Origin of the sequence: Ruminococcus sp. AF17-12, assembly GCF_003479245.1 — a bacterium.
Lineage (GTDB): Bacteria > Bacillota > Clostridia > Lachnospirales > Lachnospiraceae > Blautia_A > Blautia_A fusiformis.
In genome coordinates this window covers 269,184-286,761 of sequence record NZ_QUGY01000001.1, presented here as the reverse complement: position 1 = coordinate 286,761, position 17,578 = coordinate 269,184, and the positions used below count along the sequence as shown (strand labels likewise).

At 46.1% G+C, this 17,578-nt stretch carries 23 protein-coding genes; 10 read left to right on the top strand and 13 right to left on the bottom strand.

Annotated features, from left to right (window positions below):
- Nucleotides 1-19: 19 nt before the first annotated feature.
- The 12 genes from DWW77_RS01565 to DWW77_RS01510 form a co-directional block, all read right to left on the bottom strand.
- Entirely contained in the window at nt 20-304 is a 285-nt protein-coding gene (locus tag DWW77_RS01565; RefSeq protein WP_005333456.1) for a hypothetical protein, read from the bottom strand.
- Between the two features lie 55 nt (nt 305-359).
- Nucleotides 360-776, bottom strand: a complete 417-nt coding sequence (locus DWW77_RS01560; protein ID WP_243148935.1) for a hypothetical protein — start codon at nt 774-776, stop codon at nt 360-362.
- Nucleotides 777-967: 191 nt separating this feature from the next.
- Nucleotides 968-1,345: a hypothetical protein gene (locus tag DWW77_RS01555; protein ID WP_005333460.1), complete on the bottom strand. Its 378-nt coding sequence runs from the start codon at nt 1,343-1,345 to the stop codon at nt 968-970.
- Nucleotides 1,326-1,913 carry a hypothetical protein gene (locus DWW77_RS01550; RefSeq protein ID WP_022415112.1) on the bottom strand — a complete coding sequence of 196 codons (588 nt, stop codon included), beginning with the start codon at nt 1,911-1,913 and terminating at the stop codon, nt 1,326-1,328. Before DWW77_RS01550 ends, DWW77_RS01555 begins: the two co-directional genes overlap by 20 nt.
- Nucleotides 1,910-2,158, bottom strand: coding sequence for a hypothetical protein (locus DWW77_RS01545; protein ID WP_005333464.1), 249 nt, complete (start codon nt 2,156-2,158; stop codon nt 1,910-1,912). Before DWW77_RS01545 ends, DWW77_RS01550 begins: the two co-directional genes overlap by 4 nt.
- Before the next feature lie 19 nt (nt 2,159-2,177).
- Nucleotides 2,178-2,696, bottom strand: coding sequence for an AbrB/MazE/SpoVT family DNA-binding domain-containing protein (locus DWW77_RS01540; RefSeq protein ID WP_005333466.1), 519 nt, complete (start codon nt 2,694-2,696; stop codon nt 2,178-2,180).
- A gap of 62 nt (nt 2,697-2,758) precedes the next feature.
- On the bottom strand, nt 2,759-3,445 hold the full coding sequence (locus tag DWW77_RS01535) for a hypothetical protein (RefSeq protein WP_005333468.1): 687 nt from the start codon (nt 3,443-3,445) through the stop codon (nt 2,759-2,761).
- Nucleotides 3,446-3,461: 16 nt separating this feature from the next.
- A complete protein-coding gene (locus DWW77_RS01530; protein ID WP_005333469.1) occupies nt 3,462-5,579 on the bottom strand; it encodes a vWA domain-containing protein in 2,118 nt (705 codons plus the stop codon).
- The gene (locus DWW77_RS01525; RefSeq protein ID WP_005333471.1) at nt 5,576-5,842 is read right to left on the bottom strand and encodes a helix-turn-helix domain-containing protein; all 267 of its coding nucleotides are present in this window, start codon (nt 5,840-5,842) and stop codon (nt 5,576-5,578) included. The genes DWW77_RS01530 and DWW77_RS01525 overlap by 4 nt, the downstream gene beginning before the upstream one ends.
- A 9-nt stretch (nt 5,843-5,851) precedes the next feature.
- A complete protein-coding gene (locus tag DWW77_RS01520) occupies nt 5,852-7,663 on the bottom strand; it encodes an AAA family ATPase (RefSeq protein ID WP_055155796.1) in 1,812 nt (603 codons plus the stop codon).
- Nucleotides 7,664-7,679: 16 nt separating this feature from the next.
- Complete coding sequence (locus DWW77_RS01515) at nt 7,680-8,456, bottom strand: hypothetical protein (protein WP_022415111.1); 777 nt, start codon at nt 8,454-8,456, stop codon at nt 7,680-7,682.
- A gap of 141 nt (nt 8,457-8,597) precedes the next feature.
- A complete protein-coding gene (locus tag DWW77_RS01510) occupies nt 8,598-9,299 on the bottom strand; it encodes a single-stranded DNA-binding protein (RefSeq protein ID WP_118607924.1) in 702 nt (233 codons plus the stop codon).
- A gap of 334 nt (nt 9,300-9,633) precedes the next feature.
- Between DWW77_RS01510 and DWW77_RS01500 the strand changes: the two genes are divergently transcribed.
- The 10 genes from DWW77_RS01500 to DWW77_RS01455 all read left to right on the top strand — a co-directional run bounded on the left by DWW77_RS01500 (nt 9,634) and on the right by DWW77_RS01455 (nt 15,970).
- Nucleotides 9,634-10,323: a response regulator transcription factor gene (locus DWW77_RS01500; RefSeq protein WP_022415110.1), complete on the top strand. Its 690-nt coding sequence runs from the start codon at nt 9,634-9,636 to the stop codon at nt 10,321-10,323.
- Nucleotides 10,324-10,409: 86 nt separating this feature from the next.
- Entirely contained in the window at nt 10,410-11,327 is a 918-nt protein-coding gene (locus tag DWW77_RS01495) for an ABC transporter ATP-binding protein (RefSeq protein WP_022415109.1), read from the top strand.
- Entirely contained in the window at nt 11,320-12,171 is an 852-nt protein-coding gene (locus DWW77_RS01490) for a DUF2705 family protein (protein ID WP_005333484.1), read from the top strand. Before DWW77_RS01495 ends, DWW77_RS01490 begins: the two co-directional genes overlap by 8 nt.
- Nucleotides 12,172-13,068, top strand: coding sequence for a sensor histidine kinase (locus DWW77_RS01485; RefSeq protein ID WP_005333486.1), 897 nt, complete (start codon nt 12,172-12,174; stop codon nt 13,066-13,068).
- 121 nt (nt 13,069-13,189) lie between these two features.
- Nucleotides 13,190-13,480: a hypothetical protein gene (locus tag DWW77_RS01480; protein WP_022415108.1), complete on the top strand. Its 291-nt coding sequence runs from the start codon at nt 13,190-13,192 to the stop codon at nt 13,478-13,480.
- Nucleotides 13,481-13,483: 3 nt separating this feature from the next.
- Nucleotides 13,484-13,816: a hypothetical protein gene (locus DWW77_RS01475; RefSeq protein WP_005333489.1), complete on the top strand. Its 333-nt coding sequence runs from the start codon at nt 13,484-13,486 to the stop codon at nt 13,814-13,816.
- A gap of 229 nt (nt 13,817-14,045) precedes the next feature.
- Entirely contained in the window at nt 14,046-14,480 is a 435-nt protein-coding gene (locus tag DWW77_RS01470) for a hypothetical protein (protein ID WP_005333491.1), read from the top strand.
- A 3-nt stretch (nt 14,481-14,483) separates the two neighbouring features.
- The gene (locus tag DWW77_RS01465; protein WP_005333494.1) at nt 14,484-14,843 is read left to right on the top strand and encodes a YccF domain-containing protein; all 360 of its coding nucleotides are present in this window, start codon (nt 14,484-14,486) and stop codon (nt 14,841-14,843) included.
- A 1-nt stretch (nt 14,844) separates the two neighbouring features.
- Nucleotides 14,845-15,681: an EcsC family protein gene (locus tag DWW77_RS01460; RefSeq protein ID WP_005333496.1), complete on the top strand. Its 837-nt coding sequence runs from the start codon at nt 14,845-14,847 to the stop codon at nt 15,679-15,681.
- On the top strand, nt 15,638-15,970 hold the full coding sequence (locus DWW77_RS01455; RefSeq protein WP_005333498.1) for a DUF5301 domain-containing protein: 333 nt from the start codon (nt 15,638-15,640) through the stop codon (nt 15,968-15,970). The genes DWW77_RS01460 and DWW77_RS01455 overlap by 44 nt, the downstream gene beginning before the upstream one ends.
- Before the next feature lie 225 nt (nt 15,971-16,195).
- Here the strand turns inward: DWW77_RS01455 and tet(40) are convergent, their stop codons facing one another.
- Entirely contained in the window at nt 16,196-17,416 is a 1,221-nt protein-coding gene (tet(40), locus tag DWW77_RS01450) for a tetracycline efflux MFS transporter Tet(40) (protein ID WP_024407615.1), read from the bottom strand.
- Between the last annotated feature and the right edge of the window lie 162 nt (nt 17,417-17,578).

The window sequence follows — 17,578 nt, the reverse complement described above, 5'->3', positions numbered from 1 at the left end:
ATTGGGCGGCTCGAAGTATTTAAACAGCAGTTTTCTTCACTGCCTGTTTATAGTTACCGGTAGCATCGTAATCTCCAGAGAGGAGCAGATTCTGGCGAAATTGCTCCAGTTTGATCTTGAAGCGTTTCCCATCCTCAACAGTCGTAAGCATGGTAAGAGCTTCTAGCATTCCCTGAATATATCCGGTTAGCAGGTAATATCTGCAGGGTTCTTCCGATGGTGAGATATTGGACAGGGTTTCTTCCAGATGTTCCTGACGTTCCCTGAGCCATGCATCCCAGACATCCAGTTCCAAATCAGTCATGGTGTTCCTCCTTTAAATCTGATGATAATCGTCTTTGGTGTGGAGGGGAGAAGTTTCATGCACAAGCATTTTTCTGCTCCAGATCCAAATATGGATTTGTAAATTCAAAAATAATAAGTTCATCCGCATCGAACATGAGCTCCAACTCTTTTAGTGTAGCTGCTGGATATCCGCAATCTCTGAATCGTTCTAATACGTCTGTTTCCGTTTCAAATGGTTCACCGTCTTCCAGCTTTTCTCCGATTATTAAGCCACATGGAGTCAATAGGCTTTCTTCATATAAGCGGACACAATATCGGTCAGGGAAAAATAGGTGTGCTTCATCCGTGTTATAATAAATTCGTTCTCCAGGTTCTATGCTTTGCATCACAAAGGGAACATGATATGCAGCGGCTATCGCCTGATATGCTTCATAAAGTGGAGTCCATGCTGTCTCTAAAGAAAGTAGAATATACGTATCATTCCATTCCATGTAGCTGACATTTCCACGAAGAGATATTCCGGTGGAATCTATTTTCTTGTGGGAAAATAAATTGCCAATCCAGCATAAATCAGGATTCTGGTTCAGAATGATGTAGGTTTCCAGGTCCTCCCACAAGTCATATAGTCCTTCCGGATTTCCTTCTGTATAAAAGATCACATCATCACAGCAGATATTTGCCATTACACATCCACCTCCGTTCCAAAAGTTTCACCCATATTCTGGTTGGAAACCGTAAGGTTTACAGGGGATAAGGTGCCAGAGGCAAGCCATTGTTCGATTGCATCAATTACCTGCTCCAGCGTGTCGTTATAAGCCACATTGCAGTCTTCCAGTCGGAGAAACTGCAGGTATGCTTCATGAAGAAGGCTTGGATCATCACGCAGCGTTTCATATGGAAGGTTGCAGAGTCCGATTCTTTCCTCCAGACGTTCCATGGAGCGGCGGATGAAGTCGCAGGAAATAAATTGTTCCCGGTAGATGTTATAAGCAGCTTCAAGCTGGTCATAGGTCAAAATAAATGAGACTTTCTCGCAAGGATTAGATGGTTGTTCTTTCATGGTAAATTCCTCCATTCATACTATGATTGGCTGGTGGTACGGATTCTCTTTGTTCGGGAGTAAGATGTACCAGTAGTTTCCAGCGCAGGTCGATTTCTCGGTGAATCCAGGTATCATTTTCATAAACTTCATGTGTCAAAAAATTGTAAATTGTCGGTTCTTTTTCTATATCATCCAGATCTGCGACCAGACAAGTTGCCTGATTCACATAGGGCCAGAGTGCCTGTTCGACCATATGGCGTAGTTCCAGTATCAGAGGATATATCTGTCCTACATCATAGGTTTTGGACATGCAGGAGCTGATTTTCTTCAGCATCCCGGAAGTTTGTATCATCTGGTTGATGACGGTACATTGTTCCTCCACATCTGCATCCGGATTCAGGACCAGCCGGTGGAGCAGCACAGATTTTGCATAGGCAGAAGCGGTCAGGTTGATGTTTCTGACCAGTTCTTCATACGGCTGCTTATACTGTGTCTTCAGCACTTCCAGAGGCACATGTTCCCGGTTCTTCTTTAAGGTGGAGAGGAGCCCCGAAAGGCAGCTCTCCAGTTCTTCCATTCTTGTCAAGCACACATCGCCTCCAGCTCCATCGGAACACGGGTGTAGCTGAGACGGTAAATACTGTTGCAGGTCTCAAATACCACACCGTTTTCGGATACTTCCAGAATACTCTGCACCGGACTGGTAGCAAAGGTCTGGTTATAACTATAGATCCACGCCCGTTCTCCCAGATGGAGGGGCAGGGACAGGATTCCGGTGAGGACATATTCTTTCTTTTGGGTGGTGTGTAAGGTTATATTTGTATTCTTCATTGATTTCACGCTCCTTTCCTTACTTAATTTTGTTTGCAATTACGGCAGCGACCAGTTTAGCGCATCCCAATTCCATCTCGGATAAATGCTGTCCGGTTCTGGAACAGAGAAGAAGTGCCAGCGGCTCTCTGTCTTCCCTTAAAATCGGGAAAAAAGCACAAACCGGTTGACGGGTGTTGGATACCGGGTAGACAGGGCAGTTCTCAGCAGAGATCAGTTCCTGGCCGTCCGCAACCAATTCGGCGAGTTCTTCTGTAACGGGAGTGCCTTCCGGAAGATAGATGCCCGCAGATACGAGTATGTGAGCCTCACTGCAAATTGCGATACCACAGTGGATGACACTGTAGAGGACGGAAAGATAGGAAGCCATTTCCTCTTTTCCGTTTAAGTGGGTAGGGCATTTGCGTAAAAGCAGCTCCATTCCCACATTTTCCAGTTCCAGTGCATCTCCGTCTGAGAGCTTCATTTGTTTCCGGATTTCTGCAGGGATGACGATACGCCCCTGAGAGTCCATGGTCCGGATGAGTGCAATATTCATAACTAAAGTCTCCTTTCTTAAAAAGAGGAGAAGCAGTAAAGTACCGCTTCTCTTCTGAAAATTTAGGCAGCGTAAGGCGGAGCCTGTGCTGTCTGTTGCATTTGACTGTTCTGCTGGTCTGCCAGCATCCGTTTTCCGTTATTGATCAGTGATGCAGCAATCACCGTTTCCCAGTTGGAAATATAGGAATCCGTCCGCTTCAGAAGCGTGAACAGATCCATGTCGGTAAGCTGGATGGCTGTCGTCTTTTCGGACTGGAAGCTGCGTGGCTGCATGTAGGAACCACCGTTCTTATTCTGTGCTTTGATGCCTTTCCCATTTACAATCTGGATTTTCCATGGGCTTTTCATAGGCTGCCCTTTGGAATCATAGGGATGTCTGGAGATATAAAACATCTGGGCTGTGGAATAACCGTTCTGATCGGGATTGCCGTAGATCTTGCTCTGGCTCCATTCAAATTCCTGAAAACCGGAAGTGATCCGGGTTAAGAGGAACTGGATCTGTTCCGGTGCCAGGTTGAAACGGGTGATGATATTCCGGTCTCCGGTACCGTTGGAATAATCCTGAATGGTGATGCAGATTAAAGAATGTACTTTATGCCCGTTTTCCTGATATTCCCCTTTGGCATGTAGCTGTGCATAGTTGCCGAGTGGTGCGTAGCGGAGCCGGTCATAAAAGGCAATGAGTGCCCGGTCATTCTGGATCTTGCAGATCTGGTCGGTAATCCGGTTTTGATAAGTTTCATTCATGAGTATTCACCTTCCTTTATTTGAGATGCTGTTTGACAAGCTGTGCCATATTCTTTGGAAGCTCTTCCAGTTTCGTGATATCCAGGAATCCGTCCTTGTAAATCCTGCGGATATTTTCCTTATCGTCACCAATGGCAGCCGCAAACAGGATGACATCCCGTTTTTCGTATTCTTTCTTGATGCCCCGCAGATCTGCCTCTGCTTCCGTTCCGCTGTAGCCGTAATCGGCTGGCTGACCGTCAGAAATCAGGATCAGCAGCTTCTGAAGCTCCGGGCGTGTGCACAAATGCTCTGCTACGAAGCGGAGAGCTGCGCCGTCTCGGTTCCCGTTGCGGTCGCACATATCCATCAGCCGGTAACAGTCCTCATTGTCCACAGAATCAAATTCTGCATAGGAGTAAAGAGCAACGCCGCCTGCATCCGTGGAATGCCCGTAAATGGTGATAGGGATACCGAGGCTTTTACAGAAATCATAAAGGACAATGGCAGTCTTTCTTGCATGTGTCATCCGGTCACCCCAACCCATCGAACCACTCTCGTCAATCAGGAGGGCAACAGCCAGACGTTTTTCCTCTCCTGGAAGTCTGGTTCTGGTAAAGATGGTTCCGTCTGTCTTATAGAGAGCATGGGAGTCCAGACGTTTTCCAAACAGGAGATTCTTCTGCTTTCCGCCTTGCTGTTCTTCTTTCAAAAGCGGCAGGATGGTGCTTTGCAGCTTTTTGGAAGCCCGCAGGAGCGGGGGAGCAACTGTCTGGTATTCATTCTTCAGGTAATCGGAAACACTGGTCAGGCGATGGATGGTAACATGGATGCCTGCATGGGCATTGCCGTAATGAATATCATTGGCTGTTTTCTGCAGTTCCTCGGTCAGTTCCGTCTGACAGTCTTCCTGCACCTTTTCTGCAGCCACATCGTTCAAGATCCGGAACAGATCCTCTGCAGCATGCTCATAGCCGCTGCCCTGATACTGACTGACATAAGTGACGCCGGGGTTGTTTTCATCCAGAATGGTATTGGTCTTTGTAAGAGCGATGCGCCCGCCTTCTTCCGAAAGCACCTGTTTGGCTTCCTCTATAGCATCCTCTTTGGTACGTGGACCGGAAGGAGCATTGCCCTCATCATTCCCGCTTCCTTTTGGGGAAGCTGGTTTGATATTCTTTGGAATGGCACCGCTTTTTCCGGTCGGAAGAGGAGCGCCGCTGCTGACTTCATCCCCTAGAAGATCTTCCAGAGCATCGGCAGCGGAATCCTCGCCATGCATTTCCAATTCCTCCCGTGTTTTTTCGATGAGCGGCTGGATATAGTTCCAGGTCAGGGCTAAGAGCGCATTGGAAACCAGCATCCGGTCAGTGCCTTTTTCCGATTCCATTGCCGTATCCAGAAGATCGGTACAATCGGAAATGGTATCCAGATAATCCCCCTGATAGCCGGTGGGATTGTTGATGTTTCCGGTCCGGCAATAGGAAAGGATCAGGTTGGCAATGATGGAAAATGGCTGGTATTCTTTGTCAATTTGTTCCTGTATGGAAGGAATCTGTTCGGACATACGCAGGTTATTGAGTTCAATCCCCTGTCGGAAGGTGCCGTGGAATTCCTCACACATACGGTCTTCAATATGGATGTCTTCCAGAATGTTTTGAAAAGTTGCGGCGCATCGTGCCAGTGTCAGGCATCCGGCTTTGTCCTTTTCTTCTAACACTTCTTTGATCTCCTCCAGTGCTGTCTGATAAGCTGGAAGGGATAGCTCCGGCTCCTTCGGATAGAAGGAACCGTTTTCCAGACTCCTCAGATGAACAGCGTGGGCTGTGAAATCAGAATAGAGTAAGTGCCCCACTTCATGCCCGGTGAGCCCTGTCAGGCTCTGGGAACGTAAGAAACGGGTGGGGAAAGACTGGGTGATCGGGTTCGCTGCGTTGAGATGTACCTTATAATTGTCGGTATATGCAACGCCTGCCTGTTCGGAAATGTCCCAGTCCAGCAGTACCTGCAGTCCATACCGGTAACGTCCGGTAACGGCTCTGGCAAGGGAGGTCTGGTACTTCTGATAGGCAGCGGAGAGGAATAACTCCTCATCCGCAATGGAATCCTCTTTTGCCCGGATTAGTTTCTTTAAATTTCTTTGGCTGTGATTCACGTGATATTCTTCCTTTCTTTTCTTAGATTTTTTGTCAGCAGTTCCTCCATCGTGCAGCCGTAATACACAGCAAGGCGAAGGACGGCATAAGCCATCGGGGAGGAGTTTGCATTTTCATAATTCATAATGGTTTTCGGGGGAAGATTTAAGATTCTGGCAACTGCCTTTTGTGATAACTTCGGTGTTTTGGCTTGCCGGAGATAAGACAGATTATCTGCCAGATGCTTTCGGATCTGGGCTTCTGTGAGTGCTGCTTTTCTCATAGGCGTGTCCTACGCAGCAAGCACAGTATCCAGACAGCTTTCTTCCACTTCCGTACGGTTCTCAGCATCGGCAGAGGCAGAGGCAAGCACCGTGTAACGGGCCGATTCCCGGATATCCCCGCAGACCATGTAGGACTGCACCCAGGAAATCAGCTCCCTCATGCCACAGCAGCCATCTGTAATGAGATTTTCCCGGCAGTAGACAGCCATGGATTTGACAATGCGTGTCATCAGACGTACCGTTTTTGCATCCTTGCATCCGGTAACAGCCATGGCACGTTCTACCTGTGTATCCTCATCCGGTTCATCCAGATCAATCACAAGGTTCATTCGGGAAATGACAGACTGGTTCATCTGTTTACAGCCTGCATAGTCATTGTTTGTGGTGATTACGATGGTCGTATCCGGATGACGGTGGATGGTTTCTCCGTTTGGAAGATATACGCTGTTACAGCGGTCTAAAAGGGAGTTAAGTCCAACCAGTACACCGGGATTAGCAATGACCGTAGGCTCCTGTATCTCAAGAATATACCCATAGCGGATGGCTTCGACTAGAGGCGTATCCACATACTGGAAGTTCTGTCCGGAGGTGTGTTCCTTATAATAGCTGTGCATTTCATCAAAAATTGTATCGATCAGCTTCTGGTAGGTGTCCTCGGCAGAAATTTCTTCATCATAGTTTCCGGTCAGCTTCTGATAGGCACCGGAGGGATCTAACTGGATTTCCTGAAAAGACGGGTACTGCCGCTGAAGCCGGGTGCGTTTTCCGTCCACATCCGGAAGAATCTGACCTAAAAGGTCGAATACCTCTGTATTTGCGGAACAGGTAATGCAGCGGTAAGGAAGGTGAAGTGCGGAAGCAATGGCTTTGGCTCCTTCGGTCTTTCCGGTACCTGCCGGTCCCCGTAAAAGAAAATTCCGCATCGGCTGTGTGGTATCCGTTGTCAGTTTTGCGTGTTCGCAGATCCGTTTGATTTCCGGAGGGATGATGTACCACTCTGCCAATGTCGGAACAGATACCTCCTCTTCCGGAGACAGCCTTCGGGATGCGGTCAGGATAAATTTCCCAACAAAATCATCTCTGGAAATGGCTGCCTGTGCTTTCTTAAATCCACTTCCTGGACGTAACACCTGAAAGTCTCCATGGAGCACTTCGGTTGGTGCATAGACCCCCTTCTGGATATTTAACGGTTTGATCAGCGACAATACGCCGTTTGCCGGAAGGTCAATCTTAACACCACCGGTCGGGAGACCTGATGCATAGCGGGTTCTCCGGTAAATGTTGTCGCAGAGAACGGCTGCTGTTTCCGCAGCGGCGTCCAGATCGGGATAACCGTTGTCCCGGTGCGCTTTTAATTCCTGATACTTTTCATTACACTCTTCATCTGCCAGAAAAACCGGCATCAGTGCGAACAGCAGAGCCGCACCGGACTGTTTGGAGTCTTTAAATTCGTATTTTTCCGGTGTGCTTTCCACATCCGGCGGAGGAGTATAGCAGCCTCCGTAAAACTTTCCGTTTAGCTGGTTGTAGACAACCACCTGAAGATCACCGGTTTTGCTCGGATATTCCGCCACAACAAAATTGTTGGATTGGGTACCGACCGCCCCAAGCTTTTCCGGCGGGGTACTGCCAACCGGGTTTTCCAGCTCCAGATAAGCAAGGACTGCCCGCAGGGTAGCTGCATGAAGCGTGGATTTTTTCCGTGGCTGAGTACAGTATTTGGATGCAATGTCATCAAAGATTGCATGGTCCGTATAATCCTCAAATGGTTCCGGGAGTTTGCGTTTGAACCCCCAGGTTGCTACGATGTTATTTGCCATGATTCGTTCCTCCTTCTTATGAGATCCAGGACAGTTCCAGTGCCTGCTCGGTCTCTTCTGTGGTCAATTCATCTTCAGTAAAAATCTCCGTCAATTCGCCCCAGTAATCTTTGGGCGGGAAATGTTCCAGCTTTCCCCGGACTTCCGGTTCAGTGCCGTTCAGAATATAGACATCTCCCTGCTCGTTGATAAACAGCTTTTCATAGCCCCTTGCCTGTAAGTCACCGACCAATTCCATCAGTAGCGGTTTCCCAATCAGGGAATACCATGATTTGGGATTAACGGCTGGTCTGGAATCCGGATTTCCTTCTGACGGTTCCTTTTTATGTAAGGATTCAATGGTCATCATCTGAAGCGTCAGACTGCCACGGGCATCCATGAGAATTTCCGCAAAATTATAACTTCCGGTATTCCGTGTGCGAATCCGTAATGGTTCCCCATCCAGTATCTGGGAGAGCGGTGGTTCTTTCACAAAATCCCATGTGGCATCCGGGAAGGCTTCCTTGAGCTTTCCGGTAATCTGGAATTTGATCTGTCTCCAGAGAATGGTTTCCAGATCAGGTGTTCCTTCCAGATGACGAGTTCTTTCTGGGCGTTTTCGTAGCTTATGCTCCCTGTTTTTCAGGCGTTCCGTGAAAAGCGGGAGAAGATAACTGAACAGCGTGACTCCGATACCGATCAGGGCAATGCCTGCAATCAGAAGCCGGTTGGCATCCTGTGGTACGAAAAGTGCTGCAAGAAACAGTACAAGCACGACAAACTGTAAGAATTTTTTTCGATTTGATTTTTTCATGAGCTGATTCCTTTCTGATTCATGATTCTTAGACAAGCCCGGAAGCTGGATGGGAAATCGCCGCTTCCGGACATGAAAAAGAGGAACTGCATCATCACAAAGATGATAAATGCAATTCCTCAACATAGGGTTCCTTGAGAGTTAATAGGGCAACTGGGATGCCATCTGTTCCGGCACATTTTGAAAGCCGTCAGTTGGCTGACTGCCCGGCATACCTCCGTAATTTGGCATTCCGGTATAACTGCCCTGCGGCGGGTAGCTGCTCTGTGGCTGCCCGGTTCCGTTTGGCGGAGCCTGATACTGTCCGCCATTTGAAGGAGGCGTGTAGGCACCGTTAGCAGGAGCCATTCCCTGCTGTGGATAGCCGCCAGGCATTGCCTGATTCTGGTAGCTGCCATTGGGATTTCCCTGCATTGGGTAGCTGCCATTGCCGGCTGCACCGGGCGTTGCCGCACCACCATTCGGCTGGCTGTTCTGGTTTGCACCCGGATGTCCGGTATTGCTGTCAGAACGGTTGGATGGTACAAAGTGCCAGTCCTTGACATTGATCCTCGGACCGGCATTTGCCTGCCCCGCATTCTTTCCTTTCTGATAAATGAACGGATGAAGCTCCAGATCACCATAGATCATCAGCCCGGTTCCTTTCTTTACGCCTGCTTTTGCTAAGCGTTCTGCAAGGAACTTGTTAAAATAGCACTGATAGTAAATGGTTTCTTCCTTTCCATCCTGGCCTCGCTGTGAAACTGCAATGTCCAGAGAAACATATTCCGTACCGGAATTTTTTCCTTGCTGCATCTCAGGATCTCTTGTGGCCCTCCCTAAAATTGTTAAAATTGCTGACATAAAAATTCTCCTTTCTGCCTCTTTGGGCGTTAAAATAGATTAAAATAAAAAAAGTGCCATTATAGCACCGTATAAAACGGCAGTATAATGACACGATTTTCCAAACTTAAACTGCATATGCTTCTGGATGAATGGTCCAGACTCCCATGACGGGACAGCACAAAAACTTAAATACAAGATTATATTAACACAAGATATAGCATATGTCAAAAGAATTAGAACTATATATAGCATATGTAGACGAGGTGGAAGGATAATATCAAAAGAATTTTGGACATAGTTATAAAAGTGCAATATAATATTGTTTAAATCGGAAAATGGAAGGATGAGAAAAATGGAGCAGAAAAACAGAATTCTGATTGTAGAAGACGATACGGATATCAATAATCTTTTATATACGGCATTACAGAAAGCAGGGTATGAGACGGTACAGGCTTTTTCCGGGACGGAAGCGAGGATGCTGTTCCAGATGGATAAGGCGGGCTTTTCTTTGATTCTATTGGATCTGATGCTTCCGGGAATTTCAGGAGAAGAGGTGCTTGCCCAGATTCGGAAACAGGGCAATACGCCGGTTATTGTCCTGACAGCCAAAGACGGATTGGATGAAAAAATCGGGCTTCTTACCAGTGGGGCAGATGATTACATTACAAAACCGTTTGAGATACAGGAGGTGCTTGCCCGGATTCAGGTTCAGCTCCGCCATATGCAGCAGGAGCCGGAACATAAAAGCGTGTCATATAAAAACCTGGAACTGGACCGTGAGCGCTTTGAAGTCCGGATTGCCGGAGTGCTGCTTCCCAAAATTACAAAGCAGGAATTTGCAATTCTGGAGCTTTTACTGGAGCATCCGAAACAGGTCTTCAGCAAAGAAGAGATTTTTGAATATGCGTGGGATGAACACTATATGGGAGAGACAAAGACACTGGATGTACATATCAGCAATATCCGGAAAAAGATAAAAGCAGTAACGCAGGAGGAATATATTGATACCGTATGGGGAATCGGCTACCGTCTGCATTCTTAATCTTTACTCTTTTTTTACTATTTATTTGCGTTTGATTAGGATTTATCCGATATGATAACAGCAGATAAGAAAAGGAGATGAAAGCATTGAGTGAATTGTTATTAAGTACAAATGGATTGACGAAGCAGTATGGTCATCATAAGGCAGTGGATAAAGTAAACCTTCACATAAAAAAGGGTGCTATCTATGGATTTATCGGACGGAACGGTGCGGGAAAGACGACTTGCCTGAAGATGATCAGTGGACTTGCAAGACCGACAGCCGGAGAGATTGAGATGTTCGGGTGTAAAGGAAAAGAACTGGAGAGGATTCGTTCTCGTGTGGGGTGTCTGATTGAAGCACCGGGGCTGTATGGCAACATGAATGCATATACAAACCTGAAAATAAAATGTGAATTGTTTGGTATTCGGAAAAAGGGATACATCGAAGATATCTTAGAGACGGTCGGACTGGAAGGTGTCGGAAAGAAAAAAACGAAACATTTTTCCCTTGGAATGAAGCAGCGTCTCGGAATCGGGCTGGCACTGGTCGGGGAGCCGGATCTCCTGGTCCTTGATGAACCGATCAATGGGCTTGATCCCCAGGGAATTGCAGAGGTGCGTGATACCATACAGAGACTGCGAGATGAACGGAATATGACGATTTTGATATCCAGTCATATTTTAGAGGAATTATCTAAGATTGCAACGGATTATGGAATTATCCATAATGGAAGTCTTCTGCAGGAGCTGACAAGCGAAGAACTGATGAAACGCTGCAGTGAACGGATTGAAATAGAGTTAATCCATCCGGAGCAGGCAGTCCCGATTCTGGACAGAATGGGATTTACCAACTATCAGGTTACAGATAAGAGCCATATCCATATATTTGAACGATTGAATGAAAGCGCCAATGTCAATATGGAACTGGCAAAAGCAGGAATTTTGGTCAATGGAATTTCCATTACCAGTGAAGAACTGGAAACCTATTTCTTGAATCTGACAGGAGGGAATCAAAATGCTTAATATGATAAAAATGGATCTGTACCGGATGGTCCGGACAAAAAGTATGTATGTGGTATGGATTGTGATGGCGGCAGCTATATTCTTCTCCACATCCATGTCGAAACTGGATATTGATACGATGAACAAGGAAGCGGAACAACAGCAGACAGAAAACATTGCAGAAACAGTGAAACCAGAAACCATCAATATGGGAATGTCCGTATTCCTGCCGACACAGCCGGGAGAAAAAGTAACGGTCTTTGATCAGGTATATGCAAACCTGCAGGCGAAGTTTGTGGCGTTGTTTCTGGTGATTTTTACAGTGCTGTTTTCCAGTGCAGATATAGGAAGCGGTTATATTAAAAATATCGGCGGGCAGGTAAGGAGCCGGAGAAACCTGATCTTTTCCAAAGCTTCCGTGTTGTTTGTGTATACGACTGTTACCATGCTGCTTTATTTCATCATTCAGATTATTGCACAGCAGATGTACTTCGGATATCTGGAGTGGGGGAATGGAAGCGAGTTGCTGAGATACTTTGGTATTCAGATTTTGCTTCATTATGCACTGGTACTAATCAGTATGGCGATTGCGGTGGTTTTGAACAGCAACGTGTTCAGCATGACGATTGTTATCTGCCTGTGCATGAATACCATGATTGTCTTATACGGAGTGATCAATCATTTGATCCAGAAGGCAGGTGTGGAGAATTTCCAGATTTTGAAATATACAGTGACAGGAAAGATTGCACTTTTATCCATGTCACCGACCAATAAGGAATGCCTGACGGCAGTTGTGATTGCGGCGGCGTTCGGAATCGTGGTTACATTACTGACAGCATGGGTATTCAGAAAGAGAGATATCTAAATGATAAAACTAGGGTTCGTGCTATTGATAGCAGTGATACTGGTACAAGGAATGTTATTTTGGAAATACCAGCGGCAGGTGAAAGACATCTGCCGCCAGTTGTCGTTTCTGATGAAGCACGACAGCAACATGCTGATTACCAGAGAAATGGATTTTGGAGGCATTGGTGAGTTGGCAGATGTTTTAAACGAATGGCTGGAACTGAAGCGAAGGGAAAAGAAGGAATACTTGAAGAAAGAGGAGATGATTTCGGATACATATACAAATCTCTCACATGATATCCGTACTCCTTTGACATCCCTTGACGGATATTTTCAGTTAATGGAAACCTGTGAAGACCAGGAAGAGCAGAGACGGTATATGAAGATCATACAGGAGAGAATCGGCAGCCTGAAAGAAATGCTGGAAGAATTATTTACTTTTACAAAACTTAAAAACGATTCTTTTCATCTGGAAATGTCATCCTGCTGTATCAACAAGATTTTGAAAGATACCATATTTTCCTACTACGATGAATGGACGGGCAGAGGAATTGAACCGGAGATACAGATTACAGATAAACTGCTGTTTATGAACGGAAATGAACAGGGAATCCAGAGAATTTTTCAGAATATCATAAAAAACGGACTGGATCACGGGGAGAAGAAAATCAGTATTTCACTGGAAGAAGTTGAAAACAACATCCGGATACAGATAAAAAATCAAGTATGTCATGTGGAAAAAATAAATGTAGATCAGGTGTTTGAACGGTTTTATAAAGCGGATGAAGCACGCAGTAAGACTTCCAGCGGTCTCGGCTTATCAATTGCGAAAGAGCTGGTACTTCGTATGGATGGGAAAATCAGCGCCCGGATAGAAGGGAATGAGTTCTGTGTGGAGATTGTGTTTCCAAAATAAAAGGAAAAATTTATATTAAAGCAAGTGAAAATGGGGAATGACTTTATATAGGTTTCATGGTAGAATTACAGTAGAAAGAGAAGAGTCACTCAGTCATTTGTTGTATGAAAGGATGAGTATAATGTATAAAGTAGAACTTAAATTTGATACAAGCAAGCTCGCTCCGGAAACGGTAAATCAGATGTGTGAACAGGCAGATCAGATTTTTGAGCAGGAGGATTTAAGCTGTGCAGTCAAAGCCCTTGGAAGCAGGATTTATCTTGACCGGGGACGCAAGCAGGACTATGGAAGATTCTGGGCAGCAATCTTTCAGTTGAAAAACTCCGTAGGAATTGCAGAGAATTTGTTAGAGTGTTTCTGGTATAACGGAACAGAAAAGGAGAACCTGATTACAGACTTTATAAGGAACTAACAGATGGACAGCTTACAGAGGAAAGGCATCAATTTTGACCTGAATACACAAGCACTAAAGGAATATTATCCGAAAGGTGACTGGCATAATGCATATGCGGATGTAAGGGACTTTTTTGAAGCAAACGGATTTGAGCATATTCAGGGATCGGGATATCATTCGGTGGAAGCAATGTCAGAAGCAAAAGCCATGGCAGTTATTTATCAGATGACAAAAGAATTTCCATGGCTCAATTATTGTGTGAATGTGTGTACCATATCAGATGTACCGGAACTGTTTGATATCTCGCATGTATTTGCCAGAGAAGCGGAACGGTTGGAAAAGAAAAATGCATGATTTGACAAATTATTTCCAATATGTTATATTCATCTCAAGCAAAAAAGGGAGTAGCTGAACGCCTTGAAAGAGGTGGTTTTGTAACCGACAACCGGTATCGAGAGATACCCGTAGCAAATGAGATAGCAAGACTTTTATTGTGGCAGAGGTCATGATAGGAGTCTTTTTTTATTATGAAATATAGAAAATCTGCCGCAATAGTCTGCTAAAAAGAAAGAGAGGATAAACGATGAGTAACGAAATGATGAAACGGGAAATGCAGGAAGCAGTACAGGCAGGGGAGCGGGCGCTTCAGAGCCTTTACGCAGCAAGGGATAAGTTGGGAAGTGCGAGAAACTGGGGCATTTTTGATATGCTTGGAGGAGGCTTTATCAGTGACTTTGTGAAGCATTCTAAAATGAATGACGCAGCTGCGTTGATGGAACAGGCGAAAAGCGATATTCAGCGTTTTCAGAGAGAATTAAGAGATGTGCAGGTTTCCTTGGATCTGCGCATGGAAATCGGCAGCTTCCTTTCCTTTGCGGATTTCTTTCTGGACGGGCTGGTGGCAGATTATATGGTGCAGAGCAAGATTGCAGATGCAAGAGAACAGGTGGATGATGCCATCAACCGGATAGAAAAGATACTTGCTGATGTGAAAAATCGGATGAATGGGGAGGTGTAGCATATGGGATGCCTGGGAAATGTGTTGTGGTTTGTGTTTGGCGGCGCAGTCAGTGGGCTGAGCTGGTGTCTGGCAGGTTGTCTCTGGTGTATTACCGTTGTGGGGATTCCGGTGGGGATGCAGTGTTTTAAATTTGCGGCGCTTAGTTTTTTCCCCTTTGGAAAAGAGGTGCAGTATGGTGGCGGAGCTGGTTCGTTCCTTTTGAATATCATCTGGCTGATTGTATCCGGTCTGCCTCTTGCACTGGAGCATCTGGCGTTGGGTACAGCTTTATGTGTGACGATTATCGGAATCCCGTTTGGTTTACAGCAGTTTAAACTGGCGAAACTGGCATTGATGCCGTTTGGTGCGGAGGTGTATTAAGATGCGATTATTTGATAAAAGGACACCGCTTCAGAAGGAGTGGGAAAAGCTGGAAGTACAGGAGCAGAGATTCCTTCAGAAGCGTTCAGAGAAAAGGGAGAGCATTCTGAATCAGAAACTGGAGGAAAAGATACCGCCGAAACTTCAGAAAACATTGGATACCGCTTTTGCGAAGGCATTTGCTCTGATTTTCGAGAAAGGAACCGGGGTTATTGAAAAGACGTATCAGCGGACAAAACTGGAGCAGGATTATCAGGTGCGGCAGTATATGGCGGATGTAAAGCAGAATTCCAAATCCCTCCGCTCTTTTTCTAAAAAGGCAAGAGATACGGGAACAAAGAATTTACTGCTATCCGGTGTGTCTGGAATCGGGATGGGCGTATTGGGAATCGGTCTGCCGGATATTCCGGTATTTACAGGGATGATTTTAAAGAATATTTATGAGACTGCTCTGCAGTATGGATACAGCTATGAAAGCAGGGAAGAAAAATATTTTATCTTATTATTGATCCGGGGAGCAGTATCCTATGGGGATACACTTTGTGAGATTGACGGGAAAGTAAATGAATTTATCAGAAACGGAATACTGCCGGAAGAGTATCAGGATAAGGAGCAGATCGAACAAACGGCGGGAGCTTTGTCAAAAGAGCTTCTGTATATGAAGTTCTTACAGGGAATTCCGGTGGTTGGTGCTGTAGGCGGAGCTTATGATGCAGTCTACATGAAACGGATCACAGAGTATGCAGAGCTGAAATACCGGCACAGGTATCTGGCGGGGCGGAAAAAGGCAGAGAATGGACAATTATGTAAAAGGTGTAAAAGTTATAGAGATATATGATGCCGCAAATAAGGAATTGCTGGTAAAGTATGATGATAAGCATAATATAGACAAGGTTATTTCTGCTTTAAATATAAAATCATGGAAAGAGACAGAAAAAAGCATAGGTATGAACCCTAAATATACCATAAAATTTTATTGCGATACTACGAACCAAGATGAAGAAAAAGATATAAAAGAAATTACCCTTTATGAAAATGGGGAATATGCTACGATTTTTATTACTTCTCCTGGCGGAGTAAAACAAAACTATAAAACGAGCATTGATATTTCTGAATTGGTTATCTAATAATATTTGTGTAATGAGAATGAAAATCTAATTCTTTCAAGTTTAACTAAGACATTCCCGGAGCAAATGCTCATGTACGGTAAAGTATCACAAGAAAATTATGTCGAATTGACAGCCGCCTCCGCTATACCGAATAAGGAAATAAAGAGTCCTCAAATTTTGCGCTACTAAATGAAGACGAGCGGAAGTAATCTCCCGCTCGTCAGTAAACTTAACTATGCCATATCAATCCCGCTTCTTTCCCGCCACCGGCACTAAGAACAGCGCGGGCAACAGCAGGAAAGCGGTACAGACCAGCCCCCAGGGTATGGACACCTGCTGGGCTACCAGCCCCACAATAGGCCCGCCGATGATCTGCCCGAAAGAGTCCAGCTGTCCGCTGGTGGAAAAGACTGTGGCGCGCATTTTCTCATCCACATGGTCGTTCATCCAGGCGGCCAGCACAGGCTCCTTGATGGTGCGCATAAGCCCCGCCAGCAGGAACACCAACAACATGAACCAAAAGCTCCGCCCCACCGCGAAGAGAACCAGGCACAGGATATACCCGGCGCTGGTGGACATGACCACACTGGTTCGGCTGACAGTCCCTTTTTTCTCCATGCGGGCGATGAGCAACTGAGAAGCCAGAATACCTAAGCCGTTGCCGATAAGACTGATAACACCGAACCAAGTGACGCTGTTCAGCGGCCCGATAACGGGTATTACCGTGTCATCCAGAAAATGAGCGGTGGAGAGCCGGTCAAAGCCTTCACTGGCAAGTCCCCCGCATAGTGTGATTGCTAAGAGCGCCAGCAACACAGGTGCGCCTTTCACAAAGCCCAGGTTGAGCTTGAACAGGCAGACAAAGTCTTTAAGCAAGCCCTGCCGTTCCTCAATAGCAGGGGAGAAGTTGGTTTCTGGCATGATGCGAACCATCACCAGCCCCAACAACAAGCACAAACTGCCCCCCAAGATGACAGGCATTTGCAGGTTTATGTTTCCCAGCAGTGTGCCCAGCACCACGCCCAGAACGCCGCCGATTTGCCCCATTTGACTGCCCCGCAGGAACACCTTGTCTATGGGTTTGTCCTCTTCCTCCGAGGCAATCCACGCCTCCAGAGCGCCGGTGATGAAGGTATCACCGCAACCCCAGACAACCTGGGCCAGCAGAACCGGCGCGAACCACGGTAGCGCACCCTCCATCAGAAAGCCCAGGCCGTAGAGGAACATTCCAATCAGCACCGAGCGCCGACGGCTATACAAATCCGCCACCACACCGGTGGGTATCTCGAACAGAAAGCAGGAGGTCTCCAGAACCGTCCCTACCAGGACAAGCTGGAAAGCATCCAGCTGCACCACCTCCAGGTGGTACACGATGGAAAGCACTGTGGACATAGAAACCGCCAGGGAACAGACAAATCGGAACAGCAGGTAGACAGAATATGCCTTTGAATTTTTAGCAAACATGAAGTTACATTCTCCTAGTATAATAATGGTGTAGTCAAGAACGACTACTGGTTAATAGTTACAAAGTCCAATCTAATAAATCTATATAGATATAACGGAAGGAGGAGTTCCCCCTCCATCAGAAGTTATAGGACATATTTACCGTGTCTGAGGTTTCCTTAA

Coding starts and splice junctions, on each gene's coding strand:
- DWW77_RS01565 (WP_005333456.1), bottom strand. CDS start 304: ATGACTGATTTGGAACTGGATGTCTGGGATGCATGGCTCAGGGAACGT.
- DWW77_RS01560 (WP_243148935.1), bottom strand. CDS start 776: ATGGAATGGAATGATACGTATATTCTACTTTCTTTAGAGACAGCATGG.
- DWW77_RS01555 (WP_005333460.1), bottom strand. CDS start 1,345: ATGAAAGAACAACCATCTAATCCTTGCGAGAAAGTCTCATTTATTTTG.
- DWW77_RS01545 (WP_005333464.1), bottom strand. CDS start 2,158: ATGAAGAATACAAATATAACCTTACACACCACCCAAAAGAAAGAATAT.
- DWW77_RS01540 (WP_005333466.1), bottom strand. CDS start 2,696: ATGAATATTGCACTCATCCGGACCATGGACTCTCAGGGGCGTATCGTC.
- DWW77_RS01535 (WP_005333468.1), bottom strand. CDS start 3,445: ATGAATGAAACTTATCAAAACCGGATTACCGACCAGATCTGCAAGATC.
- DWW77_RS01525 (WP_005333471.1), bottom strand. CDS start 5,842: ATGAGAAAAGCAGCACTCACAGAAGCCCAGATCCGAAAGCATCTGGCA.
- DWW77_RS01520 (WP_055155796.1), bottom strand. CDS start 7,663: ATGGCAAATAACATCGTAGCAACCTGGGGGTTCAAACGCAAACTCCCG.
- DWW77_RS01515 (WP_022415111.1), bottom strand. CDS start 8,456: ATGAAAAAATCAAATCGAAAAAAATTCTTACAGTTTGTCGTGCTTGTA.
- DWW77_RS01510 (WP_118607924.1), bottom strand. CDS start 9,299: ATGTCAGCAATTTTAACAATTTTAGGGAGGGCCACAAGAGATCCTGAG.
- DWW77_RS01500 (WP_022415110.1), top strand. CDS start 9,634: ATGGAGCAGAAAAACAGAATTCTGATTGTAGAAGACGATACGGATATC.
- DWW77_RS01490 (WP_005333484.1), top strand. CDS start 11,320: ATGCTTAATATGATAAAAATGGATCTGTACCGGATGGTCCGGACAAAA.
- DWW77_RS01485 (WP_005333486.1), top strand. CDS start 12,172: ATGATAAAACTAGGGTTCGTGCTATTGATAGCAGTGATACTGGTACAA.
- DWW77_RS01480 (WP_022415108.1), top strand. CDS start 13,190: ATGTATAAAGTAGAACTTAAATTTGATACAAGCAAGCTCGCTCCGGAA.
- DWW77_RS01475 (WP_005333489.1), top strand. CDS start 13,484: ATGGACAGCTTACAGAGGAAAGGCATCAATTTTGACCTGAATACACAA.
- DWW77_RS01470 (WP_005333491.1), top strand. CDS start 14,046: ATGAGTAACGAAATGATGAAACGGGAAATGCAGGAAGCAGTACAGGCA.
- DWW77_RS01465 (WP_005333494.1), top strand. CDS start 14,484: ATGGGATGCCTGGGAAATGTGTTGTGGTTTGTGTTTGGCGGCGCAGTC.
- DWW77_RS01460 (WP_005333496.1), top strand. CDS start 14,845: ATGCGATTATTTGATAAAAGGACACCGCTTCAGAAGGAGTGGGAAAAG.
- DWW77_RS01455 (WP_005333498.1), top strand. CDS start 15,638: ATGGACAATTATGTAAAAGGTGTAAAAGTTATAGAGATATATGATGCC.